The sequence below is a fragment of the Kitasatospora papulosa genome (assembly GCF_000717245.1).
Classification (GTDB): domain Bacteria; phylum Actinomycetota; class Actinomycetes; order Streptomycetales; family Streptomycetaceae; genus Streptomyces; species Streptomyces papulosus.
In genome coordinates, this window is the sequence record NZ_JNYQ01000004.1 from 519,955 (window position 1) to 537,184 (window position 17,230).

General features: G+C 64.4%; 17 protein-coding genes. 9 read left to right on the forward strand and 8 right to left on the reverse strand.

Translation table 11 applies throughout. The features are described from left to right. The first annotated feature begins 42 nt into the window (after positions 1–42). The 6 genes from IA22_RS0113530 (at position 43) to IA22_RS0113555 (ending at position 2,738) form a co-directional block, all read left to right on the forward strand. Entirely contained in the window at positions 43–312 is a 270-nt protein-coding gene (locus IA22_RS0113530; RefSeq protein WP_030123739.1) for a type II toxin-antitoxin system Phd/YefM family antitoxin, read from the forward strand. Beyond that, entirely contained in the window at positions 305–568 is a 264-nt protein-coding gene (locus IA22_RS0113535) for a type II toxin-antitoxin system RelE family toxin (RefSeq protein ID WP_030123740.1), read from the forward strand. The genes IA22_RS0113530 and IA22_RS0113535 overlap by 8 nt, the downstream gene beginning before the upstream one ends. A 311-nt stretch (positions 569–879) precedes the next feature. Further along, positions 880–1,335 carry a CPCC family cysteine-rich protein gene (locus IA22_RS34070; RefSeq protein ID WP_245229567.1) on the forward strand — a complete coding sequence of 152 codons (456 nt, stop codon included), beginning with the start codon at positions 880–882 and terminating at the stop codon, positions 1,333–1,335. A gap of 96 nt (positions 1,336–1,431) precedes the next feature. After that, on the forward strand, positions 1,432–1,989 hold the full coding sequence (locus IA22_RS34075) for a HEAT repeat domain-containing protein (RefSeq protein ID WP_245229568.1): 558 nt from the start codon (positions 1,432–1,434) through the stop codon (positions 1,987–1,989). Positions 1,990–2,094: 105 nt separating this feature from the next. Beyond that, positions 2,095–2,346 (forward strand): hypothetical protein, encoded by a 252-nt coding sequence (locus IA22_RS0113550; RefSeq protein ID WP_030123741.1) that lies wholly within the window; start codon positions 2,095–2,097, stop codon positions 2,344–2,346. After that, complete coding sequence (locus IA22_RS0113555; RefSeq protein WP_014154298.1) at positions 2,346–2,738, forward strand: DNA-binding protein; 393 nt, start codon at positions 2,346–2,348, stop codon at positions 2,736–2,738. Before IA22_RS0113550 ends, IA22_RS0113555 begins: the two co-directional genes overlap by 1 nt. A gap of 241 nt (positions 2,739–2,979) precedes the next feature. On the opposite strand, the gene IA22_RS35215 is transcribed toward IA22_RS0113555, so the two are convergent. From IA22_RS35215 to IA22_RS34745, 3 genes are read right to left on the reverse strand one after another with little or no spacing between them, the layout of a single operon-like run. Next, positions 2,980–3,750 (reverse strand): site-specific integrase, encoded by a 771-nt coding sequence (locus tag IA22_RS35215; protein WP_245229569.1) that lies wholly within the window; start codon positions 3,748–3,750, stop codon positions 2,980–2,982. Further along, positions 3,701–4,177 (reverse strand): N-terminal phage integrase SAM-like domain-containing protein, encoded by a 477-nt coding sequence (locus IA22_RS34085; protein WP_038272239.1) that lies wholly within the window; start codon positions 4,175–4,177, stop codon positions 3,701–3,703. The genes IA22_RS35215 and IA22_RS34085 overlap by 50 nt, the downstream gene beginning before the upstream one ends. Further along, positions 4,152–4,670 carry a hypothetical protein gene (locus tag IA22_RS34745; RefSeq protein WP_051694795.1) on the reverse strand — a complete coding sequence of 173 codons (519 nt, stop codon included), beginning with the start codon at positions 4,668–4,670 and terminating at the stop codon, positions 4,152–4,154. Before IA22_RS34745 ends, IA22_RS34085 begins: the two co-directional genes overlap by 26 nt. Positions 4,671–4,858: 188 nt before the next feature. Between IA22_RS34745 and IA22_RS34095 the strand changes: the two genes are divergently transcribed. Next, on the forward strand, positions 4,859–5,023 hold the full coding sequence (locus IA22_RS34095) for a helix-turn-helix domain-containing protein (RefSeq protein WP_157840926.1): 165 nt from the start codon (positions 4,859–4,861) through the stop codon (positions 5,021–5,023). Between the two features lie 113 nt (positions 5,024–5,136). Further along, positions 5,137–6,084 carry an AAA family ATPase gene (locus tag IA22_RS0113575; protein ID WP_030123744.1) on the forward strand — a complete coding sequence of 316 codons (948 nt, stop codon included), beginning with the start codon at positions 5,137–5,139 and terminating at the stop codon, positions 6,082–6,084. Between the two features lie 525 nt (positions 6,085–6,609). Here the strand turns inward: IA22_RS0113575 and IA22_RS0113580 are convergent. From IA22_RS0113580 to IA22_RS0113600, 5 genes are all read right to left on the reverse strand, one after another. Further along, a complete protein-coding gene (locus IA22_RS0113580) occupies positions 6,610–8,604 on the reverse strand; it encodes an ATP-binding protein (protein ID WP_030123745.1) in 1,995 nt (664 codons plus the stop codon). Positions 8,605–8,816: 212 nt separating this feature from the next. Next, complete coding sequence (locus IA22_RS0113585; RefSeq protein WP_245229570.1) at positions 8,817–9,497, reverse strand: M48 family metallopeptidase; 681 nt, start codon at positions 9,495–9,497, stop codon at positions 8,817–8,819. Between the two features lie 34 nt (positions 9,498–9,531). Beyond that, positions 9,532–12,624, reverse strand: coding sequence for a type I restriction endonuclease subunit R (locus IA22_RS0113590; protein ID WP_030123747.1), 3,093 nt, complete (start codon positions 12,622–12,624; stop codon positions 9,532–9,534). Continuing rightward, positions 12,621–13,853: a restriction endonuclease subunit S gene (locus IA22_RS35220; RefSeq protein WP_081889817.1), complete on the reverse strand. Its 1,233-nt coding sequence runs from the start codon at positions 13,851–13,853 to the stop codon at positions 12,621–12,623. The genes IA22_RS0113590 and IA22_RS35220 overlap by 4 nt, the downstream gene beginning before the upstream one ends. Then, on the reverse strand, positions 13,850–16,285 hold the full coding sequence (locus IA22_RS0113600; RefSeq protein ID WP_030123749.1) for a type I restriction-modification system subunit M: 2,436 nt from the start codon (positions 16,283–16,285) through the stop codon (positions 13,850–13,852). Before IA22_RS0113600 ends, IA22_RS35220 begins: the two co-directional genes overlap by 4 nt. Positions 16,286–16,651: 366 nt before the next feature. Here IA22_RS0113600 and IA22_RS0113605 point away from each other — a divergent pair, with 366 nt between their 5' ends. Beyond that, on the forward strand, positions 16,652–17,083 hold the full coding sequence (locus tag IA22_RS0113605; protein WP_030123750.1) for a hypothetical protein: 432 nt from the start codon (positions 16,652–16,654) through the stop codon (positions 17,081–17,083). Positions 17,084–17,230 lie beyond the last annotated feature (147 nt).

Sequence of the window (17,230 nt, forward strand, 5' to 3'; positions counted from 1 at the left end):
AGCGACTGGTGTACACATGGCACACTCGGTACGCTTGAGCGCATGACGCAGCCACTGCCCATAGAGTCCATCCGTGACGTACGTGCACACCTGGCCGAGGTCGTGGAGCGCGCCGATCGAGATGACATGCCCACCGTGATCACCCGACGGGGCAAGCAGATTGCCGCTGTCGTCTCCATCGAGGTGCTGCGCAAGTACCAGGAATGGGAAGAGCGCGAGATCAACCGGATCATCGACGAACGCATGGCCAACCCAGCACCCGGCATCCCGATCGAGGACATCATGAGGGACACGCTGGCCCGCGGTGAGTGAGTACCGAACCGTCTTCCGGCCAGAGGCACAGGCCGAGCTCCGGAAGATCCCTCGCGAAATGGCCCTACGCATCCTGACCAAACTGACCGAGCTGGAGAGCGACCCCCTCGGCTTTGCCACCACCGCGCTCGTGTCACAGCCGGAACGCCGTCGGCTGCGGGTCGGTGACTACCGCGTCGTCTACACGATCGACAAGGGAGAGCTCGTGGTGTGGGTCGTCCACGTCGGGCGTCGCTCCACCGTCTACGGCACCTGATCCAGCGTCCGCACATCCGGCGCCAGAACGAGGGGGCCGGGGTCGAGAGCCCGGCCCCTTCCGATCCGCCTGTCCGCCACATCGGCGACCGGCGTTGTGTCCGCTCAGACGTTGAAGCGGAATGTCTGCGGACTGATGCTGACCTGCGGCGGAGCCCTCTCCAAGGCTCTGAACTGGGATTTCCTGGTTGGTATGCGTTGGCTCCCGACGGCCGTTTACGGGTGTCCTGCGGACTGGTTGCGGACTGGCGGGCATCCCTGAGGCAGAGGAATCCATGGCACCTCGGCGAGACTTACAACGAGACTGCGCGGATGAGCGACTCTTACCCATGCCCCTGCTGCGGGCACCGCGTGCTGGACGCGATGCCCGGCTCGTACGAGATCTGCCCCGTCTGCTTCTGGGAGGACGACGGGGTCCAGTTCCGCTGGCCCACCATGGCCGGCGGCGCGAACAAGGTCTCCCTGATCAAGGCCCAGCGCAACTACCAGGACTTCGGCGCATGCGACCAGTACGGCCGGCAGTACGTCCGCCCTCCGGCCGAGGACGAGCCGCTCGACCCCACCTGGCGCCCCATCGACCTGACGCGCGACTCCTTCGAGGACCGGGGAGCCGAGGACCGCGTTCCGTGGCCTGATGACCGCTCGGTGCTCTGCTGGTGGCTGCCCACATTCTGGCGCCGGGACCACCCATGGCCACCCACGCCGAGAGACTCATCCAGCAGCTCGATGACTCGACCGGCCCGTCATACGGCGCCGGCGCAGAACTGATCGGCACCGGCTTCGACGCCATTCCCGCCATCATCGACGGGCTGCCCTCACTCGGCGGCTTCGGTCAGTCTGACCGCCATCGAGGTCTTCGAAGAGGTGGCGGACTCACGCTGCGGCCCGGCTCTGATCGCTCTCCTGGGCAGCGACGATTCCACCGTCCGGGAATGGGCGGCGACGGCCCTGGCGACCCTGAAGATCGACGGCGCGGTCGAGCCCGTGCGCCGGGCCTTTCGCGCTTGCCCGGAACGAGCGACGCCACCGGACTGGAGCGAGCCGGAAGGCATCCGCCGGGCCCTGACCGAACTCGGCGCACGCACCCCCGTCGTCCCACCGCTCATCACGCGCCTACGAGCCACCCCTGCGGACAACGCCCCAGGCTGGCCTTCAGCCCGCTTCACCGGGATCATCAACGACCCGGCCGACCACGCCCAGGTGATCCTCCACTCCCAGTTCTGGCAGGTGGCCGCCGCCCGCACGTACGACGTCTCCGGCCCCGGCCCGGACCGGGGACTCGACTGGACCGCGCCGTGGCAGCACCTGGTCGAGGAGTCCCGCACCTGGCCCCTGCTGGAAGCCTCCGGAGCCCCCACCGACGACACCATCTTCGTCGCCCCCACCTGGATCGACCGCACCGACCTGTCCCCGGAGAGGTGAACGATGCCGTCCAAGCGCCCCGGGGACACCGGCCACGTTGCGCCGGTCTGCGCGGGCACCGCCATTTTCCCCGCGAATCGTACGACCATTGGTAGCATCAGCACCATGAGCGGTAGTAAGAAGTACTCCATCAGCCTGCCCGAGGATCTCGCCGAAGCCGCACGCGCCCACGTCGGACCCGGCGGTTTCTCCGCCTACGTCGCCGAGGCTCTCGAACAGCGGATCGCCATGGACAAGCTCCGGGAGATCGTCGCCGACTTCGAGACCGACAACGAAGCCCTCACTCGCGAGGAGGTCGAGGCCGCCCGTGCGCTGCTGCGCCACGACCACAGGCGGGCCGGCGGGGCCGCGGCCTGATGCCCGGCACCCTCCTGCTCGACAGCGAAGGCCTTTCGAAGCTCTACCGCAAGGACCGCACCGTCGCGGCTCTGGTCCAAGCAGCGTCGGAGGAGGGCGTCCGTGTCGCCACCAGCGCCATGACCACTCTTGAGGCCGACTACGAGCGCATCCACCCCGCACGCATCAGGTGGGTCCTTTCCCGCGTCGACGTCCATGACGTCACCAAGGAGATCACCGACCAAGCCGCCGCCCTCCTGCGCACCCACCGTCTCCACGGCCACAAGTACGCCATCGACGCCGCCTTCGCCGTCATCGCCCGCACCTCACCCCGGCCGGTCACCGTCCTGACCTCCGACCCCGAGGACCTGACGCTCCTGTGTGGGCCTCCCGTAGAGGTCGTCAAGGTCTGAACACCGGCCGCGGTCGCACCACACAGACCCGCCTCCAACGACTCACAGGGTGGGCCCCACACGAACAGAAAAACTGCCCGGCCCGCCAACGAGCGGACCGGGCAAATCTATTGACGAATCGTTAGACGTTGAAGCGGAACGTTCATGAAGCCCTCTACTTCCCAGTATTCCCAAGGGTTTCAGTCCTTCGGAGGGGTGCAGGGTCAGCACCAAGTCAGCACAGTGTTGATCAGTCAGCACGTCACGCCACCAGCGTCGTCGTCGGCTTCACCGTCTGCCGGGGAACCGACGGGCGCAGCGCCTCCTGCATGACGTCCCGGCAGCGGTCCCACGCCTCCGGCACGAGGTGCCCGTACGTATCGACGGTCGTCTTGATGTTGCGGTGACCGAGCCAGCGGCTCACCTCGTGGATCGGCACGCCGTTCGCCAGCGCCGTCGAGGCGAAGAAGTGCCGCAACGAGTGCGGCGTGTACTTCGGCTTCCCGTCCGACATCGTCACCCCGGCCGCCTTCAGCGCTTTCCGCCAGTGATAGCCGTACGTCGATGCCGTGGGCATCTTGCCCTTGCCTCGCTCCCGAGGCGCGAACAGGACCTCCAGGCCATCCAGCTCGACCGTCCCCCAGCGCTTGAGATGCAGCCCGATCTCCTGGTCGAGGAAGGTCGGCGTGGGCACGTCTCGGAACTCCTCCGCCGTGCGGTGCTTCAGCGGGGCGAAACGCGTGACGCAGTCGCCCTGGTTCGCCTTGGCACTGATCTGGCGCCGCAGCCGGAGGAAGCCGTCGCGCTGACAGTCGGCCGAGAACCCGAGTGTTTCGCTGATGCGCAGGCCGGCGCCCGCCTGGAGCCACACCGTGAGCCGGTACTGATCGGACATGGCCGCCGCGATGGCGTACACCTCGGCCAGTGTCGGAATCTCGTCCGGGTCGACCGCAGCGCCCGCCGTCTTGAGCGGCGACACCTCGTCACACGGACTGTCGGGTATGCGGCGCTCCTTCACCGCCGCCGTCATCATGCTGCGCAGGATGTTCAGACGGTCGTTGACAGTCGCCGCCGTCAGCCCTCGGCCCACTCGCGACCTGGAGCTTCTTCACGTCCGCGACGGTCAGGCCGGCGAGGGTGCGAGACCCCAGCTCGGGAATCAGATGGTTGGAGAGGAAACCCTGGTAGTTGCGCCGCGTGGACTCGTTCACCTGGTGCTGCTCCAGCCACTCCTCGGCCCACTTCCGCAGCGAGACCTGACCGAGCTGAGGGTCGATGTAGACGCCCTGGCGCTTGTCGTTCTCCGCCTTGACGCCGAAGCTCTCGGCTTCCTTCTTCGTGGGGAACGACCTCTCCCGCTGTCGTGCGCTCCTCCCTCCCGGCTCCCGGTAGCGGACCGTCCACCGGTGCCCGCACCGGGTCTTGTTCCGGCAGTCACACTTCTTCAGTACCTGCGCCATGCTTCATCCCCCTGAGTGTCTCGTTGGCCTTCTCCGTCAGCCGGCCACCGGCTTTCCCTTCGACCTTCGTCAGGAACCCCCTCTGCCGGGCGGCGCGTAGGTGGCCCTTCACAGTGGCCGGGTTCAAGTCGAATCCGAGCGCGAGACGCTGCGCCGGGGCACGCTCCCCCAGATCGACGTAATGCACGTAGAGAGCGGAGAGCACCGCCAGACGCTCGTCCGTGACTCCACCCGGCATGGCGACCAACCGCTCCCCGAGTTCACGGATGTCCACGTCGACAGCCTCCGCCAGCGACCGCATCGCGGCGAAGCTGTCGCTCGGCGTGGTGTTGATCCGCCGGAGAATGGTGCTGGAGATGCCCCGCGCCACCTCCTGCGGGTCAGCGTCGTCCGCAGGAACGACCTGGATCTCTCGCGGACCTACCGTTCCACCGGTGCCTTCCGGCCAGTACATGGTCACCATCCATGCGCCCATGCGCTTGATGACGGTCACACCAGAACGGCTCTCCGCTCCGGGTGGCTGAGGTGTTGTGTTCATAACCGCAACGTAAGTCGACCACACCACCCCGTCAAGTCCGGACGCGACAAAGCCGGACTTGACCACGGTGGATGAAGTCCTCAATATGTGGATGTCCACCCACCACTCCCGAAGGAGACCCGCCTTTGCACCACAACCGCCTCATGACCATCAATGAGCTGGCCGAGTACCTGGGCAAGAAGCCCGCGTGGATCTACAACAACCACCGCGCCCTCGGAATCCCCTCCCGGAAGGTCGGCGGAAGCCTGCGCTTCCGTCTGTCCGAGGTCGACCGCTGGATCGATCGGGAGTGCCCGGTCTCGGCCTGACCAGCACGCCCCTCTCACCTGTACCCGACCGAAAGGAGGTCACATGATCCCGCCGCCCGGCGGGAGGGCACCGGCGCACCTCAGCGCCCCGAAGGAAAGGACGGCCACCCTCTATGGGAGCCATCAAGGACAAGGGGCTGCGGCTCCACCAGATCGAACGCGTCCCGTACGAGGACGCCTTCCTCATCGGCGATCTCCTCTCGACCCGCATCACGACCCTGGCTGGCGAGCCAAAAGCCGGCAAGACGCTGTTCGCCGCGGGGATGGGCATAGCGCTGATCAACGGCGAGAAGGAGTTCCTCGGGCAGCCGGTACTCCGGAAGCTCGACCACATCGTGTTCGGACTGACCGACGACGGCGCTCCGGAAGAGCTGAAGGAACGTCTCCACGAGGCCGTACCGGACGACTCGGTCACCGTGTTCCCCGTCGAGGACCCTGGGGACTCCGGCTACTGGCCCGGCATCGCGGACGATCTCATCCACATGCAGCCCGGACTGTTCGTCCTGGACAACATCATCGGCGCGCTCGCCCCCGGCGAAGACATCGCCTCCTCCGTCACCGCGCAGCGCATCATGCGCAGCCTGAAACCGATCAGCCAAGCCCGCATTCCCGTGCTCCTCGTGACCCATACACCCAAGGGACCGGCAGAAGGCATGACCGTCGCCTCGTCGCCCATCGGAGGCCGCGCGATCGCGGCAGGTTCCCGGGCAGTAATCGCTCTGCGCAACTCCGAGAAGCACGGACGCCGTATCCAGACCACCATCAACCGGGCCACGGAAGACCTGAACCTGCGAGTCACCGTACGCCCGGCCGGCGAGTCCAGCGAGGTACCGATCTGGGAGCGCATGGACACGAAGCCCCGGCCCGAGCCGAGCATTCGTACAGCACCCGTATGGCAGGCGCTCCTCGCCGAACAGGTCCTCAAGGAGCAGCCGGAAGAAGCCACCATCGCCGCACTCGCCTCTCGCTACGCCGAATCCGTCGGCAAGGCTTCCAGCACCATCCGCGCGGAGCTTCCGAAGTTCATCGTCCGCAGTGGCGAGGGGTGGGCAGCGGCGTAGGAAGGTGCTGATGATGACGCCTCCCCTTATAGAGACTCCGTCATCAACCTCCACCTCGCTCCGCTCGGCAAGCCTCGCTCCGCACTTGACCTGCCCTCTTACTTAAGTACGCCAGGTTCTCTGAACTCTGGCGGCCTCCGGCCGACCAGCACGCAGGCCGCTGGGAAGGGGCTGGAAAGCCCAAGAGGGCCGCTGCGCGGCCCTGGCTCAAATCTCATGGCAAGCAGGAAGCGGCGGCGCGGCCCCGGAGGGGCCGACAGAACAAAGCCAGCCTCGACAGCGAAGGATTGGCGGGCGCGACAGCGCCCCCAGAGCAAGGGGCTACGCCGAACTGGGCGGCCGGAAGGCCGCCCGCAGCAGGAAGCCCTTGGCGACTGCGGCCCCTGCCGGGGCCGGTCAGGGTGAAGCACTCGGCAAGGTCACTTGCCGCTGGGGCCGCTACACGGCCACTTCCTCGCCGCTGCCCTTCGCTGGGCCGCCGTGGCAGCCCCAGTGTCAGGAAGAGGGTGACGCAGGGGCAGCGAGTCACCGGTTGACGGCATCCCCGACCAGTCCACTCTCACCCGCTCTGGCCACGGGCACCGTGCCGTCGCTCACCAGGTCCGCGACCGTGTCGGCGTGTTCTCTGATCAGATAGTCCATGGCGTGCTCGGTCGACGACTGGTACTCAAGCTGCTCGCTGTAGAAGCGGAGTCGTTCCTGAGCGTCCTCGATGATCTCGCCCCAGGTACGCACCCAGATCCGATAGGCGGGCTGATTGACGGCGCATCCGGGCATCCGGTCCGGCTGATGGGCGATTTGGCGAAGGCCCTCGTCCATGGCATTGCCGACAAGCCAGAAGTCCCAGGTCACCTTGGGGTCCCGGAACCTATCGTCGTTCATGACCGCTTGCGCGTAGCTGTTGATCTGCGCGAACTCGCTCATGCCGAGGGTGACATTCGACCTCTTGAGTTCCACCACGAGGTGGTGGCGTTCCCCCTTCCTTTGCCGGGCGGCGCGGGACAACATCAGGTCGACGATCCCCCGGCTGCCGTCCTCCCTCAGGACAGGGCCCGGAGCCGGCGCATCCCGGTCGAGAAGACGACAGTGCTGTCTCAGCACCTCGTTCAGACTGCGGTCGCTGGCGTGCAGTCCGTACTCCTCACCGAAGATCCAGCACTCGTTCTCCAAGATCCGGTGCAGCTCGGTACGCTCCTTGACCCGCCCCTTTGCCACAGGCTCGAAGACGAGGTGCTCCAGGGCCGACAGGAAGTCGAGACGTCCAGTCGTCGCCGTCGACGCCTTGATCAGGGCAGACAACGGCGTACGGTCCAGCAGTCGGCTGAGTTCCGTCTGCTCCTGCTTGGAGAGCGCGAAGAGCTCCTCGGCGATGCGCAGCACCTCGCCCGGCTCATGAGTCAGGACGGAGCGCAGCAGTGCGAAGGACACCTTCTGGGCTCGCTTGCTCGCCGGCAGATGCCGGACGACCGCCGTCGCCACGGCGTCGAACGTCTCTCGCTCCGCGCGCTCCTGGTCGTTGGCGGGCTCCCCCGCATACGGGTAGAAGCCCTCCGCGCGCCACGAGTCGACGAGCTCCTGACGCCGCTCGTCGGCGCGTGACCGGAAGTGCACACGCATACGCTCCCGAGCTTCGGCCAGCACCTCGGCGGCAGGCCCTTCCGGTGCCCAGTCGGCAAAGGCAAGGTCGCCGACCGCTTCGTCCTCGAACCCTGACCAGGAGAGGTACGCCGTGAAGTGGAAGCCCGGAGCCTGGATCTCCGGCTTCAACTGCGCCAACGACATCTCTCGGCCGTCGCACAGGATCAGCGCCCGCGAGTACGGACGCGACCACTCGATGATCTTCAGCTGAGCCGGCGGATGAGGACTTCCCGACGGCGCCGCCACCTCGTACGTGTCGACGTGGACCTGCTCCGACGCCGGGTCCAGCCGCGTCCCGTCGTAGGTGATGCAGATGTCCGGGTACGCCTCCAGATGGAGCGCGAAGGCGGCCGTGAGCATGGCACGGGCGGCGTCCTCAGTCAGCTTCTGGAGATCTTCACCGCCGAACGCCTCGAAGGCCGTCCCCGTCGCATCCGCCGTCGGCTCAGGGTCACTGACGTCGAACTCGTCCATAGAACTGCGATCGGACTCGATGACGACTCGACGCCGGCTCCCCGGCTCCCCGCTCACGCTGCTCCAGCGCACCTCACTCCCGAGCGCGAACGCCCGGACACGCCCCCGCCCGTTCTTCCCGTGCAGCACACGCTTCTTGACCTCGCTGACCTGCGTGCGCTTCTTCCACGAGGTACCGATCTGCTCGAAGTAGTCGCCACACTTCTCCGCCGCAATACCGGTGCCGTCGTCGATCACCGCGACCCGGTCGACGCCACCGATCTCGTTCCGCTCAAGCACGACGGTGACGTTCTCGGCGTCCGCGTCGAGAGAGTTCCAGATCAGCTCCTCGACAGCCCCGACAGGGTGACGCAGCCGAGCAAGCTCCTCGACGTGCCCACGCCCTACGGTCAACCGAAGCTTCGCCATGGGGACCAGCACCTTCCGCGTCATCGTCATCTGTTGGGTCCGAAGAGGAATCAGAACACTTCCTCTCGTTCATTAACTCGGATACCTGATAAACGTCACTCAACGTTTTCGAGCGACGGAAGCGTGTCCAGTGCTTCCACAGATTCCAGGTCAGGCACGGGACTCTTGCCGCAGCGAAGGCTCCGGCCGGTCCCGAGCAGCCCTCGCCACACTCAACGACCCGCCCACAGCTCGTCAGAAAGCGGTGCGGCGTTCAGGCCATCGCGGCGGCTGCGCCAGTTCGGCAGGAAGCTGTCCAACAGCTGGGTGAAGCGCTGGCCGTGCCCTCGTTCGAGATAGTGGACCATCTCGTGCACGACGACGTATTCGAGGCACTCCGGATGCTTCTTTGCCAGCTCGGAGTTGAACCACAGGCGGTGAGTCTCCCGGTTGCAGGAGCCCCACTTGGTCTTCATCCTCCGGATGCCCCACCACGGGACCGACACCCCTAGCTTGGGCTCCCAACGCTCGATGAGCGCAGGGATCGCCTGCCGGAGCTGCTGGCGACTCCACTGGTCGAGCAGGTCACGACGGCGCTCCTCACTCGTGCCGGCCGGCACGTACAACAGCATCCGGTCACCGTCGATCTCCACATGCGGGCGCCCCGGGCGTTCGATGACCTTCAGGCGACGTCGTACACCCCAGACGTAGTGCGACTCACCACTGACCATCTCGCGTACCGACTGCCGCTGGGCGGCGCGCAGCTGATCCTGCTGGCGCTTGATCCACGGCAACCGCTGGATGACAGCCAGGCGGACCTGATCGTCATCCAGCTGCTGAGGAGCAGCCACCCGGACACGCCCCATGGGCGGGTATACGCCGATGTGCAGGTTCTTGATGTCCTTGTAGACCACATCGACGTCAATGCCTCGGACAGCGAAGCGTGTGCTAGCGGTACTCATTCCGTGCTTTCACCAGTTCGAAAAGCTCATCTAGCCGGTCGAAGTCATCGGGAAGTGTTCGCTTGATCGCGTTGCGGACCTTGCGCTCCCTCAACTGGTTCCCCACCCAGGCATGCGGCTTGGAGTGGAGCACCGCTGTATCAACCCCGACGGCCAGATGCTCGTCCGGGAGGAAGAAGTCGACCAGGGCCCGCCTTGCATCATTGGTGGCCCAGGCGGGGTACTTGTAGCCGTCACCGGAATCCCCCCTACCGAGCTGCGCGGCTGTCTCCAGCAATTTGGCAAGGTAGTCCTGGTACTCGATCGCGCCCCTGCGCCGTTCCTCGATTATGGCGTCGAGCAGCTCCGACATCTTGTCGAAGTACTTCGGGTTCGTCGCACGCTCATCAACGATCAACTTACGCACGTTGTTGGCGACTGTCTCGGCAACCGCTTCAGGACTGTTCCTGATTCCCTTCGGCAGCCTGTCGAGGGCTCCGGCACCGAGTTCGACGATGAGCTGGACGAGACCGGTCTCCTCGAAGTCGAACAAGGCCTCGGACGCGCCTGCCTGGATGTAGGTGTCCAGGAGGAACCGCATGCCGGCCTCGTACTGCTTGAAGTCGACGTCCTCGCCGGCCCCGAGCTTCACCTCGTCGCGGACAGCCGTGTAGTGCCGGATCTCAGCCCGGATGCCCTCGATCTCCTGGCTCGTGTACCCGGCGGCTTTCATGTCGTTCGCCAGATTGGCGAAGGCCCGCGTGACGGCGGCCACGGCCTTGTAGAGCTCGACCCGCTTCGGCTCGTTGGCCTTGAGCTGCCCGGCGTTGCCCGGCTCTGCCGCACAGAAGTACTGCTGGTACTGGAGCGTGTTCCGGGGCTGCGCGACCACCTCGCAGAGCGCGCGGATCCGTTCCAGCGCTTCATCGAGAGCCTCTCGCGCCTTACCGATCCGGTCAGTCAGCAGGCCCTCGATGTCCTGCGGCTCGTACCCGTCGAGTGCACCGGAGGTGTAGTCGCTGATGGTGTCCTGGAGTGAGTTGAACAGGTCCCGGTAGTCGACGATGCCACCGAATTCCTTGTCGTCCCCGTCGAGGCGGTTGACTCGGCAGATCGCCTGGAACAGGCCGTGGTCGCTCATCTTCTTGTCAATGTAAAGGTACGTCGCGCTCGGGGCGTCGAACCCGGTCAGGAGCTTGTCGACCACGATGAGCAAGCGCATGCGGCCCGGCTCCTCGACAAACTGCCGCTTGACCTCTTTCTCGAACTGCTCGACCTTCGTCATGGCGACGTCTTCGGACTCTCCGAAGTGGTCGGCGAGCATCCTGCGATAGATCTCGTACTGGCGGAGCTTCTCCGTCTGGCCTGCGCCGGAGTCCTCCTTGGAGATGTCGCCGGACCGCGGGGCGTAACTGGTGACGATGGCACACTTACCGCGAAAGCCCGCGCTACAGAACAGCTCGTAGAACTTGCAGGCCTGGTAGATGCTTTCCCCTACGAGCATGGCGTTGCCCCGCCCGTCCATCAGCCGGGGCTTGGTCTCCATGTCGAGCAGAATGTCCTGCACGATCTGCTTCGCCCGGGGCTCGGAAGAGACGACCTTCTGCATCGTGCCCCAGCGCTTCTTCAGCTCCGCCTTGGACAGGTCGGTCATGCCTCTGGTCTTGGCCTCGAACCACTTGTCCACCTGCGACGGCGACGTGAGGTGCTGGTCAATGGAACGGGGCTCGTAGCGGAGATCAAGTACAACGCCGTCCTCGACGGCCTCGTCGAACTTGTATGTGTGGATGAACGACCCGAAGGTCTCCATGCTGGTGGCCTTGTCCGCCTTGAGCAGCGGCGTTCCCGTGAACCCGATGAACATGGCGCCCGGCAGCAGGTCCTTCATCGCGTCGTGCATCTTGCCGGACTGGGTGCGGTGGGCCTCGTCGACGAAAACGAAGAGGTTGCCCTTGGCCTTGAAGTCCTTGGGGAGCTTGGCCTTGAGCTCCTTGATGAACTCGTTGCTCGCGTCGGCCGCGTCCCCACCATCCGTTGAGCTACCGAACTTGTGGACAAGGGAGCACATGAGCCACTCGGCGGATTTGTTCAGAGTATCCAGGAGGTCCACGCCACTACTGGTGCGATAAATCTCCTCGTTGACACCGTTGAAGACCTTCTCGATCTGCTCGTCCAGCTCGGTGCGGTCGGTGATCAGCAGGACTCGTGCATCCTTCTGATGCTCCCGGATCCACTTCGCCAACCACACCATCGTGAGCGACTTCCCCGAGCCCTGGGTGTGCCAGATGATGCCGCCCTCGCGTCGGCCGATACGTTCCTGCGCGGCCTTGACGCCGAAGTACTGGTTGTGACGACACGCCTTGCGGACACCGGAGTCGAAGACGGTGAAGTCATGGATCAGCTCAAGCAGCCGCTCCTTACCGCACATCTGGAGCAGCGCGCAATCCAACGGCTCCTCGACGTTGGAAGGCTCCTTCCACTGCAACCAATACTTCTCGGGCGTATCGATGACGCCATAGCGCAGGCCTTCTACATCGTTGCCGGCAAGTACGAGCTGGACGGTAGAGAAGAACGGCCGAATGAACTCGGGCTTCTGATTCCCGATGGTCTGCCGGATACCCTCGCTCACGGCCACCCGGGAACGCTTGAGTTCCAGAGTCACCAGAGCCAGGCCGTTGACGTAGAGCACGATGTCGGGCCGCTTCGTCTGCTTCCCGACGATCGTCACCTCCTCGACGACGACGAAGTCGTTGGCCTGTGGGTCGTTCCAGTCAATGAGCCAGACCGTCTCGTGCTGCTCACCAGCCCCCGGCTTGACCTTGACCCCGTAGCGCAGCAACTCATAGACGGCGCGGTTCGCCTCGTACAGGTCACGACCGCTACCGAGCGCGGCAGCCTTCTTGAGTTGGTCGATCGATTTGCTGACGAGGGCGCTGTCGTAGCCGCGGGCGCGGAGGTTCGACTCCAATAGCTCGACTTCAATATTCGAGTTACCTGCGCGGCGCTCTCGGCTGCCGAGGTAGCGGTAGCCCAAATGCTCCTTGAACAGCCGCACGACCCGGTTTTGCACCTCCCGCTCGACTTGTCCGACGTCGCTCACGATGCTGCATTCTTGATTGCAAGGTGAGATCGACCAGTCAGCAGTTCCTGCACCATCCCAGTCTTCACTGCTTGCGCTTTGCCAAGACGATTTCGCAGAGCGGAGATCTCGGCATCCGCATCGCCGAGGACCGCAGCGATCTCCCGCTGCTCATCGAGGTCCGTGGGCAACGACACTGGGATGGACCGAAGCTGGCGACCGTTGAGTGAGGGCAGTGCGCCCGTGGCAACTAGCGACCCCATCGGGAAATTCGTGAGCATGTGGTAGATGAAGCGGACGTCAGCACGCGTATCATCGAGGATCAACGCGGCCATGTTGTTGTCGATACAGCTTGACTCCGTCAGGATGCGCTTGCGTTCAAGGAATACTGCAGCACCTACCTTGGCAAAGACGATCGCCTGCTTTGGCATCAGGACAGCGCCCATCTGCTTCCGCTGCGACTCCGAGATGTAGTTTTTCGCCCCCGACATGAACAATTCGTTTCCCTCATTGTTCATGTCCGAGACCTTAAAGAAAGGGAATTTCCCGGATTTCGAACCTTGAAAGCGCACCGGAAAGCCGCTCCCACCCTTGAATTGGCCGATATCTCCAGCATGGAGCTCTTCCCAGACCTCGGTGAAGCCGGGAAGTCGAATCTTTCCCGTTAGGAGCTGTTGCATCATCCCCTGTTTGATCGCCCGCTTCTTGGCAATCATCAGCTCCAGCGCTCTGGTCAGGCGATCGGAATCCAAAAGAGCCTCGGCGATCCGCTCCTGCTCTGGTCGATCAGGAAATCGGAAGCGAAGCATTTTCAGCGTGCCGATCGAAAGTTCCTGTCGAGTAGAACCGACAGCCGCCAGCTGCAAAATTTGCTGAGCCGCAAATGATCGAAGGAGCTGAAACCAGAACTCGGGATCATGCGCATCAGTAAGGCGCACACGCGCAACATCGCGACTAATATTTCCTTCAAATCCCGTGGGCACAATGCCGATGCGACCAGTCGTTCCCTTCACCGAGATCAGAAGGTCGCCGGCGGTAACTCGGCTCCTTCGGTATGCCGCCTCAATGCTCGGCGAGCTCCGGTGTGTAGTTCGGTCAGATAGATTATCCAAGTCTCGAATGGCAATAACGGGGACGCCATTACGTACGTAGGGTCCAGGCTGCACGATCCCATAGCCGATCGGGGCAGCGGGCTGCGTAACATCGAGCAGCCGTCCCTCGCTCCATCCGTCGTCGCCAGTGCCGTTCACTCCGTGACCCCCATCACTACGAGAGTGCCGGCAACCTTGGATTCGAGCTTCTCCAACTCGGCTGCGAGTGCGCCGACAGTCTGTGCATAGCGGTCGCCGAGCTGTTGGATTCGCTTCACCAGAGCAAGCGTTAGCGCCTCAGCTTCGGAGGTAACGCGCGCTGTGACCGTGGACCGCCACTTGGCATCCAGCACCAGCGCCTGCACATCCCTCTCGGTGAGATCGCCGTACTTTTTCAGCGTGGCAAGGCTGAGCGCGGCTTCCGCCTCCTTGGCTGCCTTCTTGGCTACCGCCTCCGCGTTGTACAGCTTGATCAGGTGCGACAGGGCTGCCACCTCGTCTGCATCCGTACCCTCGTGTCGCGCCTTCTTCAGGCGAGCCGAAGCGAGTGCCTTGTTGATCTTTTCGTCGTCCATCGCTTCCGCCAGGAGCCCATCCTCGACGGCGTGCTCCTCGATGTACTCCTCGACCACGCGGCTCGCCTTCTCCCATGCCGACATGAGTTCATCGGCCTCGGCGCGTTCCTTAGCGAAGTAACACTCGACGATCAGATCCGGCGGGATGAGGTCCATCTTGTACTTGACGCCGCTGCGGCCGGTGCCCACAACGAGGTCCGGTGCCTCGGAAAGCTTTCGGTCCTTGTCCACCACGATCTTGCGAGGCTTGGCCGCTTCGAGCCAACCGTCGTTCATGACCATGAAGACGTCATCGTGCACAACGTCGTGCCAGTACGTCATGAGCTGTTCGTAGACGTCGTACTCGTCCAGCAAAGGCACTGGTTTGAAGCGGGCGAGCAAGTCGTCACCGAGGGCGGCGATGAGGTCATTCGGCCGAGTGGTCTCGTCGATCCCTTCAAGCTGCCTGCGATGGGCGTCGAACCACTCAGTGGTGAGTTCCCTGGCCTCTTCGGTGAACTTCTGGAACTCGGGGGAATCAAGGACCGCCTGCTGAACCTGGCTGACATCGATCGTCAGGTCGCTGTAGCCAGGACGGTTCGACTGGAACAGCTGGCCCCGCAACTGCGGGAAGGCATCCCAGTAGCCACTGAGAGCATCGAGATCGCGGTCAGGGGTGCCGCCGTGCATGTGTGCGTGGAGGTCCTGGATGTCCTCAGGCTCGGAGGAGTCGATGTAGCGGGGGATGTTGAGGTTGTAGTCGTTCTTCGGGTCGGCGATCTCCGAAAACGGAACCATGCGCGAGTAGCGCTCGATCGTGGTCTGCCGAGTGAAGACGTCCACGATCTTGTGGAGGTCCTGACTACGCAGGCGATTCTTGTTGCCGTCCTTGATGAAGCCCTTGGACGCATCGATCATGAAGACGCCGGTGCGGCCGACGGCGTTCTCCTTGTCCAGAACGATGATGCAGGCAGGGATGCCGGTCCCATAGAAGAGGTTCGCGGGGAGGCCGATAATGCCCTTGATGAACCCCTGCTTCAGCAGGCGCTGGCGGATGTCGGCTTCGGCGTTACCGCGGAAGAGCACTCCGTGCGGGAGGATGACTGCCGCCTTGCCCGTGCTCTTGAGCGACTTGAGGATGTGCAGCAGGAAGGCATAGTCACCGTTCTTCTCCGGCGGCCGACCGTACTCGAAGCGGCCGTACTCCTGCTCCAGCCCGTTGCTCCAGGACTTGATCGAGAACGGCGGGTTGGCTACGGCGAAGTCGAACGTCTGGAGTGCGCTGCCGTTGGTGAACTGAGGGCTCGTGATCGTGTCGCCCTTGAGGATCTCGGCGTCCTCGTTCCCGTGCAGGATCATGTTCATCTTGGACAACGCCCACGTGGCGTTGTCCTTCTCCTGGCCGTAGATCGTGATGCCGCGTGAGGTCTCGGCAGCGACCTTCAGGAGAAGTGAGCCGGAGCCGCAGGTCGGGTCGTAGACCGTCTGGTCCTGGCGGGTGTCCTTCGTGATCCCGACCACCTTGGCCAGAACGCGGGACACCTCGGCAGGCGTGTAGAACTGCCCCTTGCTCTTGCCGGACTCTGTGGCGAAGTGGCGCATCAGATACTCGTAGGCGTCGCCGAGGAGGTCGTCGCCCTCGGCTCGGGAGCCTCGGAAGTCAAGGTCGCTGAAGATCGTGACGAGCTTGGAGAGCCGGTCTTGGATCTCCTTGCCCTTGCCGAGCTTCTCCTCGTCGTTGAAGTCGGCGAGGTCGATGACGTTGCGCAGGTCGTTCGCCTCGGCGAGCCGGCTGATGATCTTGTTGAAGCGGTCGCCGATCTCCTTGTCGCCCTTGGCCGCGACCATGTCGTCGAAGGAGCCACCGGGCGGGACGTCGATGAGGCTGTCGGGGTCCGCCTTGGCCTTGTCGGAGACGTACTTCACGAAGAGCAGCGTGAGGATGTAGTCCTTGTACTGGCCGGCGTCCATCCCGCCGCGCAGCTCGTCGCAGCTCTTCCAGAGCGAGCTGTAGAGGTCTGTCTTCTTGAGGGCCAAGGCTCTTCTTCCCGGTATGTCATGGCGGTCGCGCGGGCCGCCAACCCTGATGCCTGCGGCGTGACGCACGTCGCGCGGCCGTTTCCAACCGTCGATGCGAGTTCCACGCGTGCGGCGGCCGAGTCCACGCGGGAAGCGTAGTAGAGAAAGCGACCGAGCTTCCCTGTACGGGAAGAGAGACACCTCGCGGTCGCCGCCAGCAGGGCCGCCCGGCGGGCCACAGAGCGAAGAAGGCAATCGGGTCTGCGGCGGCCAAAGGCCGTACCTTCGCGAAGACCTGAAGACGTACGAGCGCCCCGGAACCTGATCGGGCGATGTCGGCTGAATGCCTGACTGTTGAGGGCTGCGTCCGGTAAATCTGTGTGAGTGACTGACTCCACGCCCAGCGAGCCCACCGCCGATGATGGCGAGCCCACCTCCTTCCGCGAGCGGGCGAAGGACTGGGCCGAGAAGCACCCGAGGACGATACGCGTCGCTAAAACCATGGTCATGACCGCGGGCGTCGCTGCGGGCGTGGCTGTCGCCGTCATGGTCTTCAAGTCGGACGGCATGGCGCAAGACGAAGCCGAGGATGCCGAGGAGGGCGAGGCGCAGGAGCCTTCCTCCGCCCCTGAAGCTGCGAGCCAGACCCGCCAGTCCTATCCAGACCCCGCCCGCGACCCCTTCCTGCGAAGGCTCCCCCCTGGCCAGCAGGCCAGCCCGGAGGCCAGGGAGAGATACAGGGAGCTGACGGATGGGGAAGAGCTTCCTGACGGCTACACCCTGGTTAGCAGGTGGCTCTACGAGACCGCAGCCTGAGCGTCCGAGCGAGGGGCCCGCACAGTGTGCCGGCGGAGGCCCCCCGAGACGCTCTTGCCGCCGCTGCCCTACGGGAATGCTGGCCTTGACGGGATGCGCTAGGAGGCTCACGTCGGCCTTGGAACCGTGGCGGAATCTGAGCTGCTA